16 protein-coding genes are annotated in these 18,752 nt (G+C 49.6%); 3 read left to right on the top strand and 13 right to left on the bottom strand.

Annotation, left to right across the window (positions count from 1 at the left end; all coding sequences use genetic code 11):
• Positions 1-15: 15 nt before the first annotated feature.
• Together M0R70_14445 and M0R70_14440 are read left to right on the top strand one after the other, a co-directional pair.
• On the top strand, positions 16-744 hold the full coding sequence (locus M0R70_14445) for a thermonuclease family protein (protein MCK9420568.1): 729 nt from the start codon (positions 16-18) through the stop codon (positions 742-744).
• A gap of 279 nt (positions 745-1,023) precedes the next feature.
• A complete protein-coding gene (locus tag M0R70_14440; protein MCK9420567.1) occupies positions 1,024-2,148 on the top strand; it encodes a PLP-dependent cysteine synthase family protein in 1,125 nt (374 codons plus the stop codon).
• Positions 2,149-2,275: 127 nt separating this feature from the next.
• Here the strand turns inward: M0R70_14440 and M0R70_14435 are convergent, their stop codons facing one another.
• Entirely contained in the window at positions 2,276-2,608 is a 333-nt protein-coding gene (locus M0R70_14435; protein MCK9420566.1) for a PilZ domain-containing protein, read from the bottom strand.
• A 562-nt stretch (positions 2,609-3,170) separates the two neighbouring features.
• On the opposite strand from M0R70_14435, the gene M0R70_14430 reads away from it, so the two are divergent.
• A complete protein-coding gene (locus M0R70_14430) occupies positions 3,171-3,782 on the top strand; it encodes a hypothetical protein (protein MCK9420565.1) in 612 nt (203 codons plus the stop codon).
• Positions 3,783-3,989: 207 nt separating this feature from the next.
• On the opposite strand, the gene M0R70_14425 is transcribed toward M0R70_14430, so the two are convergent.
• From M0R70_14425 to M0R70_14370, 12 genes are all read right to left on the bottom strand, one after another.
• On the bottom strand, positions 3,990-5,420 hold the full coding sequence (locus M0R70_14425) for an RtcB family protein (GenBank protein MCK9420564.1): 1,431 nt from the start codon (positions 5,418-5,420) through the stop codon (positions 3,990-3,992).
• Between the two features lie 65 nt (positions 5,421-5,485).
• The gene (locus M0R70_14420) at positions 5,486-5,899 is read right to left on the bottom strand and encodes an archease (protein MCK9420563.1); all 414 of its coding nucleotides are present in this window, start codon (positions 5,897-5,899) and stop codon (positions 5,486-5,488) included.
• A 52-nt stretch (positions 5,900-5,951) separates the two neighbouring features.
• A complete protein-coding gene (gene amrS, locus M0R70_14415) occupies positions 5,952-6,962 on the bottom strand; it encodes an AmmeMemoRadiSam system radical SAM enzyme (GenBank protein ID MCK9420562.1) in 1,011 nt (336 codons plus the stop codon).
• Positions 6,963-7,161: 199 nt separating this feature from the next.
• Positions 7,162-7,935: a thioredoxin family protein gene (locus M0R70_14410; protein ID MCK9420561.1), complete on the bottom strand. Its 774-nt coding sequence runs from the start codon at positions 7,933-7,935 to the stop codon at positions 7,162-7,164.
• 301 nt (positions 7,936-8,236) lie between these two features.
• A complete protein-coding gene (locus M0R70_14405; GenBank protein MCK9420560.1) occupies positions 8,237-9,604 on the bottom strand; it encodes a sigma-54 dependent transcriptional regulator in 1,368 nt (455 codons plus the stop codon).
• Between the two features lie 266 nt (positions 9,605-9,870).
• On the bottom strand, positions 9,871-10,818 hold the full coding sequence (locus M0R70_14400; protein ID MCK9420559.1) for a Ppx/GppA family phosphatase: 948 nt from the start codon (positions 10,816-10,818) through the stop codon (positions 9,871-9,873).
• Positions 10,815-11,276, bottom strand: coding sequence for a cyclic nucleotide-binding domain-containing protein (locus M0R70_14395; GenBank protein MCK9420558.1), 462 nt, complete (start codon positions 11,274-11,276; stop codon positions 10,815-10,817). The genes M0R70_14400 and M0R70_14395 overlap by 4 nt, the downstream gene beginning before the upstream one ends.
• A gap of 283 nt (positions 11,277-11,559) precedes the next feature.
• A complete protein-coding gene (locus M0R70_14390) occupies positions 11,560-12,150 on the bottom strand; it encodes a nucleotidyltransferase domain-containing protein (protein ID MCK9420557.1) in 591 nt (196 codons plus the stop codon).
• 98 nt (positions 12,151-12,248) lie between these two features.
• Complete coding sequence (locus M0R70_14385; protein MCK9420556.1) at positions 12,249-12,584, bottom strand: hypothetical protein; 336 nt, start codon at positions 12,582-12,584, stop codon at positions 12,249-12,251.
• A 270-nt stretch (positions 12,585-12,854) separates the two neighbouring features.
• A complete protein-coding gene (locus tag M0R70_14380; GenBank protein MCK9420555.1) occupies positions 12,855-13,421 on the bottom strand; it encodes a hypothetical protein in 567 nt (188 codons plus the stop codon).
• A 326-nt stretch (positions 13,422-13,747) separates the two neighbouring features.
• Entirely contained in the window at positions 13,748-15,445 is a 1,698-nt protein-coding gene (locus M0R70_14375; protein ID MCK9420554.1) for a DUF262 domain-containing protein, read from the bottom strand.
• Positions 15,446-15,501: 56 nt separating this feature from the next.
• Positions 15,502-18,450 carry a DEAD/DEAH box helicase gene (locus M0R70_14370; protein ID MCK9420553.1) on the bottom strand — a complete coding sequence of 983 codons (2,949 nt, stop codon included), beginning with the start codon at positions 18,448-18,450 and terminating at the stop codon, positions 15,502-15,504.
• Positions 18,451-18,752 lie beyond the last annotated feature (302 nt).

The following is an 18,752-nucleotide window of genomic DNA, read 5'->3' as shown; positions in this document are numbered from 1 at the left end:
GCGAGGAGAACGGGTATGGAACACATACTGGTACATTTCCCCCTATCGAGACCTGTTTTGATCGACGGCGAGAAGTCCGGCAAAACGAACGCGATCCTTCGCGTTGAAGAAGGCAGGCACACCCTCAGTCTGGGTGATCCTCAGGACTATAAGCCGTCATCCCGGACCGTGAACCATACAAGCGGGAGCCCGGTCATGTCAGGACGAACGATAACAGGAGTTTCATCGTTCGTATTCGTTATCATTGCATTTTGCATATGCTCGTTCAGCATCGATCAATCTTACGCCGCCCAAAAACCGGCCGGGACCCGCGTTGTAAAGGTGCACGACGGAGACACGGTTACGCTCGTGATAAGCGGGAGGATGCGGAAGACCCGTCTGATCGGCATCGACGCGCCGGAGATGAACCAGCGGCCCTGGGGCAGACAGGCCAAAGAACATCTTATCGGTATCATGAATAATACCGGCTGGCTGGTGACCGTGGAAACGGACGAGGTGACACATGACAAGTACGGCAGGGCCCTCGTCTATCTCTGGACCAACAATAACGAGCTCATCAATGAACGGATGGTCCTGGACGGCTATGCGGTTCTCTTTACGATAAAACCGAATGTAAAATATCGAGATACATTCTCGCGGGCGGAACAGCGTGCACGGCAGGAACTGAAGGGGATCTGGGGACCGAAGGGATTGAAAGAAGCCCCGGTCAAATACCGCGAAAAGCACCCGAGAAAACAGAATTGATAACCTTAACAATATCCCCGACCCCTTTTCCAAAGAAGGGATAACGCTGTCTCCCCCTTTGAAAAATGGGGTTTAAGGGGGATTTAAATATGACAGATTCGTAAAAAGTCTTTTTAGCCACAGAAGTCACAAAAGACACAGAAACGTTTTTTAATGTCTTACTTATGTGCATTATGTGAATTATGTGGCAAATTTTGAGTTCTTACGCGTTCATCAAATATATTGAATATCATTACTCCTGATTGTTGAGCCATTCAGGACAAGGAAAGGGATTCACGAATGGAAAGTCATGACAATCGCCGGATTCGCGAGCTTTCGGCCCTTATCGGCAACACTCCGCTTCTGGCCATCGATTTCACCTTCCAGGGCCGGAAGCGCACCATCCATGCCAAGGCCGAGAACCTGAACATGACCGGAAGCATCAAGGACCGGATGGCATTGCACATCATGGCGAAAGGCTATGCAACGGGTATTCTCAAACCGGGGGACCTTATTGCCGAGGCGACCAGCGGCAACACGGGAATTTCCTTCTCCGCGATCGGCCGCGCGCTCGGGCATCCCGTGACGATCTTCATGCCGGACTGGATGAGCGCCGAACGGATTAATCTCATCCGCAGCCTGGGTGCGAAGATCGTCCTCATCAGCAGAGAAGAAGGCGGGTTTCAGGGCAGTATCCGCCGGGCCGAGGAATTGTCCAAAACTGAAAAAGACGTCTTCCTGCCCAGGCAGTTCTCGAACCAGGACAACAGCGATGCCCACTATCATACGACCGGATCGGAGATATGGTGGCAGTTACGGTTCCATTCCCTCTTCCCCGACGGCTTTGTCGCCGGAGTGGGGACCGGCGGTACGATCATGGGGGTCGGTCGTTTTCTCAAGGAGAAGAGACCCGCGGTCAAGCTCCATCCCCTGGAGCCATCCAACTCTCCGACACTCTCCACGGGTTATAAAGTGGGCAAGCACCGCATTCAAGGCATCTCTGACGAGTTTATCCCGCCTATTGTGGACCTGGAATTTCTCGACAGGGTCATGAGCGTGGACGATGGCGATGCTATCCTGATGGCACAAAAACTCGCCGGGGAAATCGGGATCGCCGTTGGCATATCCTCGGGCGCGAACTTTCTGGGCGCTTTGAAGGTTCAAAACGATCTGGGTCCGGATACTGTCGTGGTCACGATCTTCCCTGACGACAACAAAAAATACCTGAGCACCGATCTTTTGCGGGAGGAGCGGGTCAGGGAGGGCTTCCTCTCTCCCGACGTCAAGCTTCTGGCGGTCCGGGCCTTCAAGCGGGTATGCAACACCTGCTGTAATCCGAAAGAATGTGAAGAGGTCTTTGCGCTGAATAGAACCGTAGAAGGTACAATGCCGCATTGTCCTATCAGGATGCGGATAAACTCCTGACGCGGGGACCCGCGCTCATTTCATGGCGCCGCGCTCCGATGGAAGCACGGATGAAGAATAACAATTGCGTGAAATAAAAAATGAACCACAAGACCTTTGCTGATCAACAAAGCCGCGTCTCGGGGCGTTATCTTAAAATCGTCTTGACGAACTCGGGGAAACGCTCGTCGAGGATCCTGATGAAGAATACATTCGCATCACAGCCGATGCGATTGATCCGCTGGTTGCCGTCATTTCTCTCGACCTGGCCGCGAAAAGTGAACTTTCCCCCGTCCTTTTCCAACGAGAGGTCGACCTGATCACCGGATTTCAGCATCAGCATCGCTCCACCGACCTTGATTCCTCCCTCCGAGAGGTCAATCGAGTAGATCTTCTTGCTTTCATTGCCGATCTTAACATCGACCATATACTCTCGTTTTACTCTTCTCTGCTTCCTTTTTTCATTCCCGTAAATGGCCATACATCTCCCTTCCTGTCGGATGAAGTAGCCCAGTCCCTGAACCCATTGTCGCTAAGGTACAATAAATCCTGATTAAAATCAAGGACGTTTATAATTACAGGACGTTTATAATTTTTTCTAACGGTTACCATTATTTGCAAGCTGTTCGACAATACATGATGAAAAACCGCTCTGAAAAACCATCCATGAAGTCATCTCAGCGGTCAGTTGAATAACTTTAATTTTGTTGTAGACATTTTAATTTGGTTGATGTATATTTAACAGCAAATGCAGGCTGGATCAGGGTAAATCTGTCTTGACCTGCAAGACTCCTGAGCGAAGTATTTTTTGCATAATAAAACTACAGATGCACAGGCTTACTATAGCAAACACAATAATAATTGTTGTCATCTCTTTTGTAGGGCAACCCTTCAGGGTTGCTTAAAGCAAGGCTAAAGCCTTGCCCTACAGGTAACATTATCTTATGCGTCTATATTAATAAGTTCATCGTGAAGTTTGCAGCACAGAGTCTAAAAAACCCGTATTGTTTTGTTGGGAACTTAAAAAAGGGGGTAATGATATCATGAACAGATATGTCAGGCTGTATGGATTTGGAATTCTCATCGTAATGACGCTTATCGTATCAGCGTGCGGCAGTAACGGCGGGCTCGGCGACCTGGGCAGCGTCAATACCACCGACATGACATCTGACCAGGCCACTTCGTTTTCGAAGTCAATTTCTCGTATTTCAACGAGCGCCGTGAGCGCCCAGGCATTGAGGGCAAACGAATTATCAAACGCGACATCTCAACAAAGGGCAAACACTCAGATCAATCAGTCGATTTCGTATACATTAACCTGCACCTCCGGCGGCAACATGAAAGCATCAGGAAATATCACCGGATCCATATCTGATACCGGTTCCGGTATCATACAGTTGCAAATTCCAATAACAATAACAGACTGGAGCTGCCAACCTCCATTAATAATCAATGGCGATCCCTACATTTCCATTACCGGGACGTTCACCTTTTTAAACGGAGCACCTTCGACACAACAGCATCTTGGCATACACGGCGGGTTTAAATCTGAAACCCAAAGCTGCCAGATCAGCCTGGATACGAATTTCAACACCACCGGAGGCGGGCATACGACCGGCACCGTGTGCGGTCATTCTGTTGACTTTACGTTCTAGCAGGCTGGTGAAAAACGCTCCGTTTACCCTTCGACCCTTCGGCAAGCTCAGGGCTCAGGGCGAACGGAGCGTGTATTGAATTTATTCGTATTTATCCGTTCGTGGTGAGCCTGTCGAATCACAAAAAGACTTTTTCAACAGCCTGCTAAAATGCTTTGCCTGAAAAATTGCGCTCAACCGAACACGCTGACCGGCTTTCAGTCTCCATTATCCTTTTACGCACGCGAGCGGTTTGACCCGCGCCACTTTGCGGGCAAGTCCCGCATGGTGCGCCGCATCCACAACTTCCGCCACATCCTTATACGATTCCGGCGCTTCCTCCGCGATCCCGGAATAGGAATGCCCCCGCACCAGTACGCCATGATCCTCGAGTGATTGAATGACCTCCCTGCCGTGCCACTGTTTTTTGGCCTGCGTGCGCGACATGGCCCGGCCCGCGCCGTGGCATGCTGAACCGAAGGCATGGGTCATTCCCTCTTCAGTGCCCACGAGGATATAGGATGACGTTCCCATGGTGCCGCCGATCAGAACAGGCTGACCGATATGCCGATACTCCTGCGGAAGGTCCATCTGTCCGGGGCCAAAGGAGCGTGTAGCCCCCTTGCGGTGCACAAAAAGCTTTTTCTTCTTCCCGTTGACAAGGTGAGTCTCCTTCTTGCAGATATTATGGCTGGTATCGTAGAGCATCTTAATATGCCCTTCGGGAAATACCTCGGTGAATATCTCGCGCACCAGGTGCGTGATGATCTGGCGGTTCGCCAGCGCACAGTTGATCCCCGCGCTCATCGCGCCGAAGTATTTTTGTCCCTCGGGAGAGTTGATCGGCGCGCAGGCAAGTTCACGGTCCTTGACCGCTATCTTGTATTTCTGCAGCGTGAAGGCGAGATTCTTCAGGTAATCGGTCCCGATCTGGTGGCCGAGACCTCGCGAACCGCAGTGCACGGAAATGACGATGTCGTCTTTTCTCAGGCCCATGGCCAACGCAGTCTGTTCGTTGTAAATGTCCGTCACGACTTGGATCTCGAGGTAATGATTGCCCGCTCCGAGCGTCCCCATTTCACGATACTGGCGCTTCTTTGCCGTGTCTGAAACAGCGTCCGGTTCCGCGCCTTCCACCCTGCCGTGCTCCTCAATATATTCAAGATCATCCTTCACACCGTAACCCTTTTTAACAGCCCACACTGCTCCGCCAATAAGCATTTCGTCGAGTTGGGCAGGGGAAAGCTTGATCAGCCCTTCCGAGCCCACCCCTGCAGGCACACGGCTGTAAAATTGATCAACCAGTCTCGGGAGCCTCGGCATGATCTCCTCTCTGGTCAAGCCTGTTTTCATGGTCCGAACACCGCAGGATATATCGAAACCAACTCCGCCCATGGAGATGATGCCCCCTTCATCAGGATCGAATGCCGCAACGCCGCCGATCGGGAACCCGTATCCCCAATGAGCGTCCGGCATTGCCATGGACGCGACCTGGATCCCCGGCAGCATTGCCACGTTCGTCACCTGCTCGCGCACCTTTTCGTCCATGTCCTGAAGCAGCTTTTCGCTGGCAAAGATCCTGCCGGGCACGCGCATCTCCCCCTGCTGCGGGATTTCCCAGAGGTAGTCGTTGATCTTATGGAATGTATTCGGATCCATGAATGGACTCAAGATGGTAATGGAATGGTTCAGGGTTCAGACTCCGCACTCCGAACTGTTCCACATCACACATCCACCACGCACTGCGCGACAAATCGTCCTTTTTCTTCAGCAACCTTCAGCATATAATACGTCGCGCCTTTTATCTCGACACTCGGATCATGCCGTTCACGACTAAGCGCCTCGCCCCATGCCGTCCCGAAGAGCGACGTGCCCTCTATCTTCACGTTGAACTTCGAGAAGACCATATGTTCAATGTCCGACAAGGACAGAAGCGCGTTCAACCACTCGACCAGCAGAAGTTCGCGGTCAGGAGCAGAGATGGTAACGCTTCTCTTCTCTTTGGGTTCTATCGCCTTAACATTCACCATCACGGAATACATCGCAAGAGCGGTATTCTCAAATGCCTCCTCCGCGGTTTGGCCGAACCCGCGTATGCCGATGTCGGCCTCATGCTCAAAGGTTTCGTATTGTCTCAATGATATTTGTTCTCCCGCGTCCGTCGTCCCTCGTCACTCGTCTCTCATAGCTTTATTTCCACACCCCATCGACCATCGCTCCGCAAAATTCGCATTTCCCCGCTTCGATCATATTCTCCAGTACACTAAATCCTATTCGTTTTACCAGTGTCTTCTTGCAACTCCAGCACAATGTATTCTCTCCCTCGCCGGGAATATTCCCTTCATAGACATACCGAAGTCCCGCGTCATAGCCGATCTGGCGCGCCCGCTTGAGCGTATCAAGCGGTGTTACAGGCCGATCACTCAGTTTGTAGGTGGGATGGAACCGTGATACGTGCCAGGGAATGTCCTCTCCAACAGACCTGATAAATTGCGCTATCCCCTTCAGTTCTTCATCCGAGTCATTATGTTCGGGTATTACAAGCGTCGTGATCTCGATCCAGATGCCCAATTCCCTGTAGAGCCTGATCGAGTCGAGCACCGGCTGAAGCCGCGCACCGCAGATCTTTTTGTAAAAATCATCGGTATATCCTTTGAGATCGATATTCGCAGCATGGAGATAGGGCCTGATCTCCCTGAGCGCTTCAGGAGTGGTGTATCCATTCGATACGAACACGTTCTTGAGCCCCGCCTCGGAAGCGAGACGCGCCGTATCATAGGCCAGCTCAAAAAATATCGTGGGTTCTGTGTAGGTATAGGAGATGCTCTTACAGCGGTTATTGAGCGCGGAATCGACGATGGCGGAAGGAGAAACCTCCTCACCCGGCAGTATGCCGCCATGGTCATGCGGGAGCTGGGATATATCCGCGTTCTGGCAGTGCCTGCATTGGAAGTTGCAGCCTGGAGTTGCGATGGAGAACGACAGGCTGCCCGGCAGAAAGTGGAAGAGCGGCTTTTTTTCGATAGGATCGATGTGCCGGGCGATCACCTTGTCATAGACAAGACTGTAGAGAATGCCGTCCCGGTTCTCCCGTACCGCGCAGATTCCATGCTTTCCTGGAGAAACAATGCAGCGGTGACAGCACAGGCCGCACTGTACCTTCTTCGCATCCCTCGCCTCCTGGAACATTGCCTGCTTCATGGCCCGCGACCTCCCTCAGCCGAGTAGATCAAAGTGATTTATCTTAAATACGCGAAAAACCGTTCAGGAGAAAGGGAGATACATGATGGAGAAATGGGGGAAAAGATCGTTTAAGTCCGTTGTTCTTACCCTTTCGCCCACTTCCCCCTTTCCCCTTCTGAAGGTCTTGCTTCAATGCTTAAGTTTAACTTTGACGTCACTACGGCTGCTGCAATCCCTTCTCCATTCTGGTCTTATGATCGATCGCTTCCGCCTGGATCCGGATTTCGCAATTCGAGCAGATGATGTCCGGGGAGAGCTTACTGCAAACAAGACATCGCCGGTCCTTCCCCTGATCGACCCCCTCCGCATCAAAGATCATCTCCAAAAACTCGCTCTCCGTCACGTGCCCTTCCATCTGCAGGTTGTCGCCGAAGATCGTCATCGGCAGTTTCTTGATCTTGTGTTTTTTGATGAGCTCCGGGAAATTATCCGCAATAATAACGTCAGTAGTGATGAACCTGCTCTCGAGCGAAAGACCGACGGCGGTCTCGGCCACAGGCCGGCACAAAGGACAATCGCTTTCGACAAAGACCCGTATCCTGACGTCATGGTCAAGATGTTTCAGAACACGCCTCACATCCTCCGGGAACCATACCTTTGCGCTGGACAGCGACTGGATCGTGTCCAGAAGCATTTTTAAAAAAACGTCCTCAATGAGTCCGTAGAACGTGGCCGTTTCTCCTTCAACCCCCTGCAGCGCGATGGCCGGCACGCGCTCAATGCCGTACTGATGTGACTTGTCCCGGTCCATGACCACATCATAGATTTCAAGAGCGATCTTGTCGAAATGCGACTTGATGTCCCGGGCAAGGGCGGTCATTTCCGGACAGGCCGCGCAACCCGTGTCGCTCGTGAAAAGGGCCAGCCTGACCGGTTTGTTGAGACGGCTTGCGGATGTTTTGATGATTTCCAGCGTTCTTTCCGATAGCATGAAACGTTCCTCCAACTGTGTGTCCGGGGCTAAGTTATGAATGGTCTCAATAAGTCTGACCATTGAATCATCTCTCACGTGGTCATTCCCGCAGGGCTTCTGAGCGGGAATCCGGTTCTTCCTGATTAAGACCCTATCCCCGATAAAACCATTCGGGGATGACGATATGAGGATATCTGTCCATTCTTTATGCGTCCGTTAATATAGTATATCAGAGATTGATAATCGGTAATCGGAATAACGTTGTCGACAGGAACCCCTTGCTGATCACTTTTACCATCCGGGGATTACTACACAAGGCTCACTCGTTGATCGTATACTTCTTCAGTTTATACCTGAGCACCCGCTCGCTTATCCCGAGTTTTGCCGCGGCGCGCGTCTGAACGCCGCCTGACGCCTTCAATGCCTCCAAAATAATGCCGCGCTCAACAGTATCCAGCGTCTCGTTCAACGAGCCCTTCAACGCCTGTGCCGACAGTTCAACTTCGCTCGCAGCGGTCCTGACATGGATCGGAAGGTCGAGCGTGGTAATGACACCCTTTTTGGCGAGCACAACGGCGCGCTCAATGATGTTCTCAAGCTCACGCACATTTCCGGGATAGCCGTATCGCATGAGCAGGTCGCGCGTCTCCGCGGAAATGCCGGTAATGCTCTTTTTATTTTCATTGTTGTATTTCTTGATAAAAAAATCAAGAAGGCCCGGCACATCCTCCTTCCGTTCGCGCAGGGGAGGAATGACCACGGAAACGACGTTGAGCCGGTAATACAGGTCTTCCCTGAACGCCCCCTCTTTCACCGCTTTTTCAATATCGCGGTTCGTGGCGGCGATCACGCGCACATCCGCCTTAATGGTCTGGTTCCCGCCGAGCCGTTCGAACTCCCGTTCCTGAAGAACACGCAGGAGCTTTACCTGCATTCCGGGCGTCAGTTCCCCAATCTCATCAAGGAACAGCGTTCCCCTGTCCGCCGCCTCAAACCTGCCGATCCGTCGGGCAGTCGCACCGGTAAAGGCGCCCTTCTCATGTCCAAAAAGTTCGCTCTCGAGCAGCGTCTCGGGCAGGGCGGCGCAATTGACCTTGATCAGCGGGGCGTTTGCGCGCGGACTGCGATAATGAATGGCCTTGGCGATCAGCTCTTTCCCGGTCCCGCTTTCACCGCGCAGCAATACCGTTGCACTACTGGCGGCCACGCGACCCGCCATGTTCAGGACCTCCTCCATGGCATGGCTCGTGCTCACGATCTCGTCGAACGTGTACCGCTCGATCAGCATTTCCTTGAGTTCGGTATTCTCCCGGATCAGATCCCGGCGCTCCGATACTCTCTCGATAAGCACCGAAAGCTGGTCAAGATCGATGGGTTTGGGAAGATAGTCATAGGCGCCGGCCTTGATGGCCTTGACCGCGGTCTCGATCGTGCCGAACGCGGTCATGATGACAACCGCCGTGTCGGGATTTATTTTTCGCGCGTCTTCCGAGGTCCTGAGCGCGTCCACACCCGGGATATTGCAGTCCGTCAGGAACATGTCATAGCGGTCCCGGCCGATCTCAGCCATGGCCTCCTGCACCGTGCCCACGCCCAGAACATCGTACCCCTTGCGTCGGAGATGGTCCTCGATCCGCTTGCGCTCCGGTGCTTCATCATCCATGATCAAGATACGAGTTTCCTGCATCAGTTTATACTCCTTAACCAGCATAGTATCTACTCAAGCCAAAATCTGTTAGCCGCGAATGGCCTAAAAAATGAACCGGCCACTTAGAGAAGCACGCAAGGATCGCAGAGAGAATTTAAACTGAAATACATGATGGTTTCAGGTTTTTTCTTTGAGCTCTTTGCGATCTTTTGCGGCCAATCTGAGTAGTTACTCAATATATTTTGTTCATCCCCATTTCGCCTCGCAATTCCCCTTTTCTCCTGATTGTTTTCTTCTTCAACTGATCAGTTACAAATCTTCTTATATAAATCCAGCACGATCCCTTCCCGCAATCCCCAGTCACTCACGACCATCGTCATATAACCAAACCGCTCCATGATCTCCTGGACAACCACAGCTCCGGCCAGGATGATATCTTCACGGCCTGTTTCCAGTCCCGGGATGGACCTTCGCTCTTTGAGAGTGCTTGCAGTCAATTTACGAACGATCGCATTCACGGTTTCCCTGGCAAGGGTATGTCCGTTGATCGTATCGGGAGCATATTCCACCAGTCCCAGATCCATGGCAGCGAGCGTCGTGATCGTGCCGGCAGTACCGATTAAGGATTTGCCGGGGCCGGTTTTCAACATGCCACCGTGCTGTTCCAAAATATCTTTGACCGCACGCCTGAGTTGTGCTGTTTCCGCCGGTGTTGGTGGATCGTTTTTTATATAGCGTTCGGTAAGATAGACCGCGCCCAGCGGCAGACTTGCCATTGTAGTCTCTTCCGCGGGATGGGTCACGATGATCTCCGTACTTCCTCCGCCGATGTCGATGACAAAGGCGGATTCGAGGGCTTCGCTCTGCGGCCCTTCGAATCCCTTCAACGCGTGGACAACGCCTGCAAGCGTAAGCCTCGCTTCTTCTTCACCGGTTATGACCCTGATGGCAAGATCGGTCTTCGTTTTTACTTCTTCGATGAATAGTGCCGCGTTTGATGCGTTTCTGAGGGCGCTCGTTCCGATCACCGCGGTATGGAGCACACCGTGACGCCGGACCTTCTCAGCGAAATCAACGAGCGCTTTCAGGGAGCGGTCCTCAGCCTCGCGGGTGAGCGCCCCTCTCCGGTCAAGGTCCATCCCCAGACGGGTGATCTTTCTATCTGCATAGATTTCATGGAATGAATCAGGGCCGGTTTCGGCAATGAGCAAGCGGAGGGTGTTTGTACCGATATCGATCCCGGCAAGGATCATATCACGATCAGTTGCTTGAGCCTTTCGTGGTATGAACGAATGCGCATGGCGAGCAGTTTGGTAATGACCACGAGGGCCTTGGCGGCAATCCGGGGTTCCAGCTCGATCAAAGTTTGAAAATCCTTTCTCGTTAAGAGCAGGAGTTCAACGTCCGTCTCCGCCCGCGCCGTCACGAGACGGTTCGTTTCCTGGATCAGCGCAAGCTCGCCAAAGAACTCGCCCGGCCCGAGAAGCAAGAGCCCCATCTCCTCTCCCTCTCCCGCCATCATGGAGATCCTGACCCTTCCGCTCTTTACGATGTAAAGCGCCTCGGCCGGCATGTTCTGTGCAAAAATAGTGGCATTCTCATTCAGATTGCGCTCCTGAAACAGCTCCAGAATATGCTCTATCCTGTCTTTACTGCCGCCCCTGAAGAGCATCGTACTGAGTAAGAGTTCGAGGTTGTTCATGATGACCATGGGTGTATCAATAGAGTGTACTGAGCCGGATGGAAACATTATAGGTTGGCAGGTATTATTTGTCAAGAAACAATGAAGGAACGAATTGACTCACAATAAATGTTACCCAACCGCCTTCCGGATTTTATCATCGGATACTGCTTCCGTTGCATGTACAATTACGCTACGATCACTCTCGACGATGATGGTCAACTTGCGGCGCTTGGTAGATCTTTGAACTGAATAGAATAACTTCATGGTAAGCGGCTAAGACCCCAAGTCTCTATCTTTTTCCCCCACAATTCTACCGTAATCCCAGCCTCTGTGGTGGAAAATCAATTGCCTCGCAGGAAGTGAGTAGCACCTTACTGCTCTTCACACTGAGCTTTAAAGACCCGACAACTGCAATCAACCGTTTAGGATCGACACGGCCGGAAATGATGGAACATTGCTCAAGGTCTTTGTCCCTCTTGCTTTCGCCCGGACGTCTCTGGGCAATCAGCATTTTCTGAACGAAGTATGCTTCCGGAATCGGAGCCTTCAGACGGAAATTACCGAAATCTGCGATAAAAGGAAAATCGAGAAGAATATTGATGAACGGAAGCGGAACAGCGGTAATGTTCCATTTTCTAATTGCCACGACTTCATCATCGCTTCCGCCTTTTCTGTGGACAACGAATTCTATGCTGAAATTTTGACGGGTATACTTGCAAAGGCCTGACTGCATCATCACGGGAATATATCCCAAACCCGTCATGATCATCTCAAGATCGGTCTCTTTGCCCCTATCCGATGCCGCGAACTTGACTGCAAAATCGATGTCCAGCGTGCGAAGCGTATAGGGTATACCGAACGCCACCTGATACAGGGGCATGACCCAGCTCCCAATCAGCATTGACTCTTCAAAAAAACCCGCATGGTCGAGCGCCTGAATAAGCTCCTGGACCTAGGATGGGAAAATATGCTTATTCGGGATCGTTAGAAGAATCTTATTCATCCCTTGCCGGCTTTCAGCATTTTCGATAAGTATTCTATTTTTTTCTTGTACGCCTGAGCTTCCTTTTCGATTTTATTTCTTTGCTCCAGTTTTTTCAGCAAAGCCGCGGCGTCATCGTAGGAAATATGCTTATTAACGACCTTCTCCCCATCGCGGTATTTTAATGAGTAATAAGAATAGGCTTTCTCCTTGTAGCGCTTCTTTCGCTGACTCAGAACGCCTTTGGGCAGCCCTTTCAGGGAATTCTGCAGGCCGGCGAGCATTTCCCGGCACCGCTTGAATTCGTCCCGGAGCATACCGCTTATGACCTTTTCTTTTTCCACCACCTTCATGCTACTATTATGCCACTTGTGGTGGAAAAGCACAAGACTTTTTTTGCAGGGTATTTTTACCGCGAGGACGCGAGGAACGCCAAGGAAATATTATAACTTTGATAGTGAGCCTGACGAGTTGTGTTCTCCTTCACGAACCTTGGGGATTCCCTAAGTGGCCGATTTAAAGATTATCAAATCTTCAACCGTGACATTTACTTACTCCGGCATGATTGCTTGTCATCATCGAAGAGTTGACCCTTTTATGCTCTAAGTGACCCATTAACCTCTTTATTGCTTCAATCTTGGAACTTTCATGATGCGCCAATACGCCTCTATTGCCTCTTCGCTAATGCCCTTCTCTATCAAATAAGTATTAACGTCCTTCCCTATCTGCTCCGCATATTTTTCAATTTTCTTGTATTTATCTTGAAGTTCGTAAAGTTCTTTCAATTTTTCTGGGGATTCTTTTGAAAGAATGCTTATGTCGGTGAGCGAGAGGTTTTTGAGCGATACTTGGGAGCCTATATCACTTTCCTGCGGTTTCCTCAAACTTATTTCTTTTTTTCCAAAAGACGTCAGAAATAAAACCAATAACGTTGTTAAGATGCAAATTTCGATAATTAGCCGGTCGAAATCAATTTTCAATGGGCTATTTTCCTGCCATATAAACGAATACTTAATAAACACTTTGCCGGATATAGTACCATTATCGACTTGCATTGACCAAGGGAGATAAGTAAACGCTATAAGCAACAAAAGAAAATAAACGCTAAGAACCCTTTTTGCATTTCCCAAACGGTTTGAAAGACGTTTTAGCCACTCTCTGATTTTCAATTCTACCTCATATGTTGTCATAACACCCCCATCAACATGCCCTCAGGGTCATGACTTTCTTCGATACGCACGCATACAGCGGCTTAAATGTGTTCTGATAACCAACTTGTCGATAGTTCGCATTTATTTCCTCAAAACCTCTTTATCTCTCTAATTTCCTTCGTGTGCACTGTTAGAATCTGGCGGAGAGCCATCGAATCAGGTCTTTTATTTTGGTGTTACCCCTTCCCTCGCACAAGATTGCTGATTGCAGAGCAGATGATGTGAAGATAAAAGAAGTCCGAAGATCTGCCCCGACTGCTCCTTACGGTGAATTGTCAAGTCGCAAGACCTGATTCTAATGACGCCTATACTTGCGTCCCGAGAAATGTATTGAGTCTCTGGCTAATCAGATCTCTGCGCTTCTCAAGAAATGCCTTGTAACTGTCGACCTTGAGGAGCGCATTGTCCATAGGAATCTGCTGTGCATTGAAAGCATTCTCGCCTGCATTTCGTACAAGATCAGGAAAATACTGCGCTGGTGTCTTGTCGCTGATCTGCCGGTTAGTTTTTCCGGAGATAAAACACAGATTGGCGATATCGTCCGCCTCTCGGTCCTTATAGGTGGCCTTCAAAACCGCCTTAGGAAATATGTGATGAAACTGTAGTTGGTGATGCGAGCCTGAGTGATCAAGCGCGATAGCAAGGTTGGAACGCCAATCTTTCGCACCATCGTCCCGGAAAGCCATGAACATTGTTTTAAATACTGCGCTTCGCTGATTGCGTCCCTCAAGCTCCTGCGGAGAAATATCCAGCCGGCCAACCTGTAACCGCAGCCTATCGATCAACTCCTGCGCACCCCCGCCTTGTTTTACTGTCGTCAGATCCTGATCTAGCAGCGATTCGCTGGAACCGCGGGAGTACCGGCCCTTGGCATTTGCGACAAGCACCCAATGACGCAACCGGTCGGATTCTTCGGGGGAGATTTGGTAGTCCCTCTTATGAGCGTGATAGGCAAGGCTCGTAAAGATGAATGGCGACGAAAGAAGCGCCGGGCTGTCGATGCCTACGTTGCTCTTCATAAAATTGAGAGCGAATTCCATGCCCCGGCAACTCTCTTTCCAGGCGGATTGCAGGGTCTCCAGCGAGAGGCTGGTGACCGTACGAAAGCGCGACTGTCCAGTGGCAAAAGCGATCAGGTTTCTGAGATACAATCCAAGATCAAGATCAAAGCCGGTCTCTTTGCACTGTTTTTGGAAAGCCTGAAAGGTCTTGAGCGAGTTACGCCACTTGGCGGTGATCTGCGCCAGGGCAAGGTCGGAGCTTCTGAGCTTCGCCCCGAGTGAGTTCACTCGCACAAAAATCTCCGTCACCTCGTCATACGACAGCTTGCGCTCCAGAACATCCATACGATACATGTACTTCCGGATACCCCGCAGACGACCAAGGCGTTGACTGTATTTCTTATAGCGTGGATCATTGACCTTTTCAATGCCTGCCCTCTCAAGGAACGGGGCATCTTCGTCCGTATTAAAGACCTCGGTGACCTTCACCCAGTGCGGTAGCTGTTCAAGCTTCCGTGTAGTCACCACGAAGGTCATTTTATCGAATCGCTTCTGAAGTTCGTCCTCACTGGAATCCGCCTCGTCTTCAACCAGGTCATCGTCATCATCGTCGTTTTCGTTGACCTCGGTAACGACAGTCAGTTCTTCTGGATGCTCTAGATTGAAGAGAAGTTCGATCGGCCGCTGCCGTCCCCGAACAGATACCGGCTTGCCCTGGATAACAGCGGAAAGTGAGGTAAGACGCTGCTGACCATCGAGCAAAAGCCGCGTACTCTGGTAAGGATTCGCTTGCTGGGTAATGGCAAACTCCTGCAACGGCACTATCTCGTCCGTTTCCCAGAGAAGTATCGCGCCTGACGGATACCCGCGATACAGAGAATCCAGAAGGTCGCGCACCCGCGTCGAACGCCAGACATAACGGCGCTGCATCTCCGGCAGGCGAAGGTCCCCACGCTCAATCATTCCTACCAGTTCTTCAACCGATGCTTCTGCCTTAGCCATAGTATCAGCTCCTCCTCTGGAATAATATCTAATGACACATCAAATTACACAAGCGGCTATGAATATACTAGGCGCAGTTCTCGTATGATCCGCTTAATACTCATCAGTGGCACACGACCATCAGCCTCTAAGAATAATCTCAACTGTGGTCCATTTCTTCGCAATAATGAAATAAGCTCAATACCACGAAGATTTATTTGATTCGCTTCAATGTATCTCAACATTCCCCATGCGCCGAGTCGATCGCTAATCCCCTTATCAAATAAGTCCAACTGCTGCAAAGACGAAAGTCCATATTGTAGCAATGATGACCAACTCCTGGCTACCTCTGAAAGATTATCAATACCATGAGTTTCTATTGCCAATTGGCAAAGCTTTGCTACTAAATCCTGCAATACGAATCCGACTTCATGACAAACGAGATTTAATATTTCATCCACACTACACGAACACGAACTCGACAGCTCGTAATAAGTTTTTCCGGACATCCATCCTTTAATATATTCTTGCAACGTTGTTTGGTCATAGGTTACATCTGTACTAACAAATTCGATTAAAGGTATAATCACCTCGTGAAGCCAGAGATCATCCAGAGGATCCAGCAGCTCCATCCAAAGCGGGTGTTGGAGAAGAGCGCGTTCCACGACAAACTTCCAAAAGCGCGGAGTTGTTCCACTTTTTTTGAGTGTTGGCCAGAACATCCGATCGACTGTGCTCGTTAAGTGAGCTGCCCGTAGTCGAAACACGGTTGTAAGTATATTACGTAAATCCACCGTTGAGCAAAAGTGACTGGCGAGGGTCTTATCTAGTAATTCCGCAAGTTGTTGGTCTACGTCGCTAGCCAAGACATCGGATGAGATCAGTTCAATCAATGAATAATCTATACTGTCAATAAGCGACAAAAACCATGGTTGTTGTTGCTCGAATAGTTCATTTGTAAGTACTTGATTGTGGCTTATAGAAAATTCATATAGTTCTTCAATGAGCTTGAACAACATACCTGTAGCGCGCTCTAAATTCTGACCTCTAAGAACCTGCTCTACATATGCTCGCTCAGAACTATTTATAAACATAATGCGACCGCGCGTCTCTTTTCCTGCACGACCTGCCCGACCGATAATATTTTTAATACTCCGCCTCTGGATATATACTTGTGCTTGTGCACGACGATTATATCTTCTTACTGTATGCACAACCATAGTTCGAATCGGAAGATTGACGCCCTCAGCTAATGTCGTTGTACAGATAATAAGATGTATCGTGCCGTCTTGCACACCTTCCTCTATAGCCCGACGCATTTCTTGAGGAAGACGACCATGATGATAGGCTACACCCAACTTAACTAGCCGCGTTAGTAAGTGCTCAGCGCCCAACAAAAATGAGAAATAATCATGAAGTTCAGGCAAGCTTGGTGCATCAGTAGGTCCCTCCTGTGCAGCACGAATTTGCCTGTCTATCATCTCATGTATTTTCTCACCGAGTGCTTGCACTCCATTCTCCCCTCTTGTTGTCGTAAATAATGCAACCGGACCCGTCCGCCTTGCCTTGAGAGATGCAGCACATGCCAATGACAAGAAGGTATTCCGTCCGGGAAACAGATTGTATCTTTGTGTTTCAAGATTCATATATTTGAAATCGTCTTTAACCAGGAAGCGATGCAAGATATAGTTACGAGGCTGCGGCTCCGTAGGATTCATATCCAACCGATAACTGCCGCTAGCTGTCTTAGTGAGGAAACCATAATCCATGTCAACTGGCTTATATTCAGACTTTACTAATGATTGATTGCTGCCACCTAACCATGAGTGGATTTCATCAACGTTCGGAAGAATTGCTGAAAGAAACACAAATCGCCGACCAGGGACATTTGCATTGCGAAGTCTCGTCAAGAGCAACTCATAGCTTAAGCCTCTTGATCTATCGTCAATTAGATGCCCTTCGTCACAGATGATACTGAAAAAACGATCGGCCAATCCCTCTATCGCCTGTTCTAAAGCTGCGAATTTTTCGGGAGTTATAATCAACACATCAGCATCTTCCACGCTTGCAGATTCTGAATGAGACGGGATGTTCCCGCCATGCGTAGCAACAATGCGAATACCCGCTGAATGCAATCGCCTTGACATGCCACGATGTATTTCAGCAGCAAGTGCTCGAAATGGAACCAGGAAAAGCACTGCTCGACCTCGGACTTTTACCTCGTTATATATCAGCAGTTCACAAAGAGCTGTCTTTCCCGCACTTGTCGGCATCTGCAAGCTAAAGGTTACATCAATATTACGTAGTAGCCCCTGAGTAATCGCAGTCATTTGTGAGGGCAATAGCTCCCATATCGGCGTGGCGATTCCTGCACTAAAATAATCTCGCCACGCCTCATGCGAATACCCATCAGTATTCTCTCGCAGTAATTTCCATATGTTATCGTTAGCAAATTTATCGATACATTTGCTAGCGAGTTTGGCGGCGATAAACTGACGAGGATCGCTTGATAGACCCTTAGACAGACTATCGGTTAGATAGGTTCCTAGTGTGGATAAGTTATCGACACTACCTTCAACATAAGCTGCCAATTGGAGAGAAAGTGGCTCGCCTGATGAAACATCATGGCAAAAGAAACTAACAAGGAATTTCTCTTCCAATACGTCTGACGAATATTTACGTATTGGCTTCGCTAGGAAAGTTGCAGTCGCAGGAAAACCAGCAAGGTAAAATAGAGCGGCTGAATATAGCTGATTAAGATCACGCTGCACACCAGACAAATAGCTGGAAACAGATCCACGAGAATAAACAAGGAGCGTTTTAGCTATGGACCACAACTCTGACTGACGAGATAAAGCATTATCATTGCGAAGTGAATCAAATAGGCCTGACAATGATGCAATGTATACATCATCGTTGCGTTTAATGACATCATATCTAGCCCATTCTTCGCTTGGTATCCCAAACTCGGACGCTGCTTCCCATGACTCCATCTGAGCAATCCAATTGCGTAGAAGGCTATTCAACAATCACCTCATTTGGTACACGTTTATAGACAGTGTTGTACATATCATACAAATTGTCTACTCCTAATACGACAACCTCAAAGCCTTGGGTTTGTGCAGGCAATGAGAGTGACCGTGACAACTCGGCATCGAGCAAAGCGCGATCAACTATCGCAACAGCTTTATAATGTTTTTTAGGCTCAAGTCCCTATCGAGTGGGTACTTTTGAGCGATTTTAGTAAATCAGATTTCAGGGAGCATGCAGGTTAGGACTTTGAGACGAAGATATTCTTCATCTCGTAAACCATAAGCGCGACGCTGAA

The sequence above is a fragment of the Nitrospirota bacterium genome, assembly GCA_023229435.1.
Lineage (GTDB): Bacteria > Nitrospirota > UBA9217 > UBA9217 > UBA9217 > JALNZF01.
This window is presented reverse-complemented; position numbering and strand designations above follow the sequence as displayed.

Coding starts and splice junctions, on each gene's coding strand:
- M0R70_14445 (MCK9420568.1), top strand. CDS start 16: ATGGAACACATACTGGTACATTTCCCCCTATCGAGACCTGTTTTGATC.
- M0R70_14440 (MCK9420567.1), top strand. CDS start 1,024: ATGGAAAGTCATGACAATCGCCGGATTCGCGAGCTTTCGGCCCTTATC.
- M0R70_14435 (MCK9420566.1), bottom strand. CDS start 2,608: ATGGCCATTTACGGGAATGAAAAAAGGAAGCAGAGAAGAGTAAAACGA.
- M0R70_14430 (MCK9420565.1), top strand. CDS start 3,171: ATGAACAGATATGTCAGGCTGTATGGATTTGGAATTCTCATCGTAATG.
- M0R70_14425 (MCK9420564.1), bottom strand. CDS start 5,420: ATGGATCCGAATACATTCCATAAGATCAACGACTACCTCTGGGAAATC.
- amrS (MCK9420562.1), bottom strand. CDS start 6,962: ATGAAGCAGGCAATGTTCCAGGAGGCGAGGGATGCGAAGAAGGTACAG.
- M0R70_14410 (MCK9420561.1), bottom strand. CDS start 7,935: ATGCTATCGGAAAGAACGCTGGAAATCATCAAAACATCCGCAAGCCGT.
- M0R70_14405 (MCK9420560.1), bottom strand. CDS start 9,604: ATGCAGGAAACTCGTATCTTGATCATGGATGATGAAGCACCGGAGCGC.
- M0R70_14400 (MCK9420559.1), bottom strand. CDS start 10,818: ATGATCCTTGCCGGGATCGATATCGGTACAAACACCCTCCGCTTGCTC.
- M0R70_14395 (MCK9420558.1), bottom strand. CDS start 11,276: ATGGTCATCATGAACAACCTCGAACTCTTACTCAGTACGATGCTCTTC.
- M0R70_14390 (MCK9420557.1), bottom strand. CDS start 12,150: ATGCTGATTGGGAGCTGGGTCATGCCCCTGTATCAGGTGGCGTTCGGT.
- M0R70_14385 (MCK9420556.1), bottom strand. CDS start 12,584: ATGAAGGTGGTGGAAAAAGAAAAGGTCATAAGCGGTATGCTCCGGGAC.
- M0R70_14380 (MCK9420555.1), bottom strand. CDS start 13,421: ATGACAACATATGAGGTAGAATTGAAAATCAGAGAGTGGCTAAAACGT.
- M0R70_14375 (MCK9420554.1), bottom strand. CDS start 15,445: ATGGCTAAGGCAGAAGCATCGGTTGAAGAACTGGTAGGAATGATTGAG.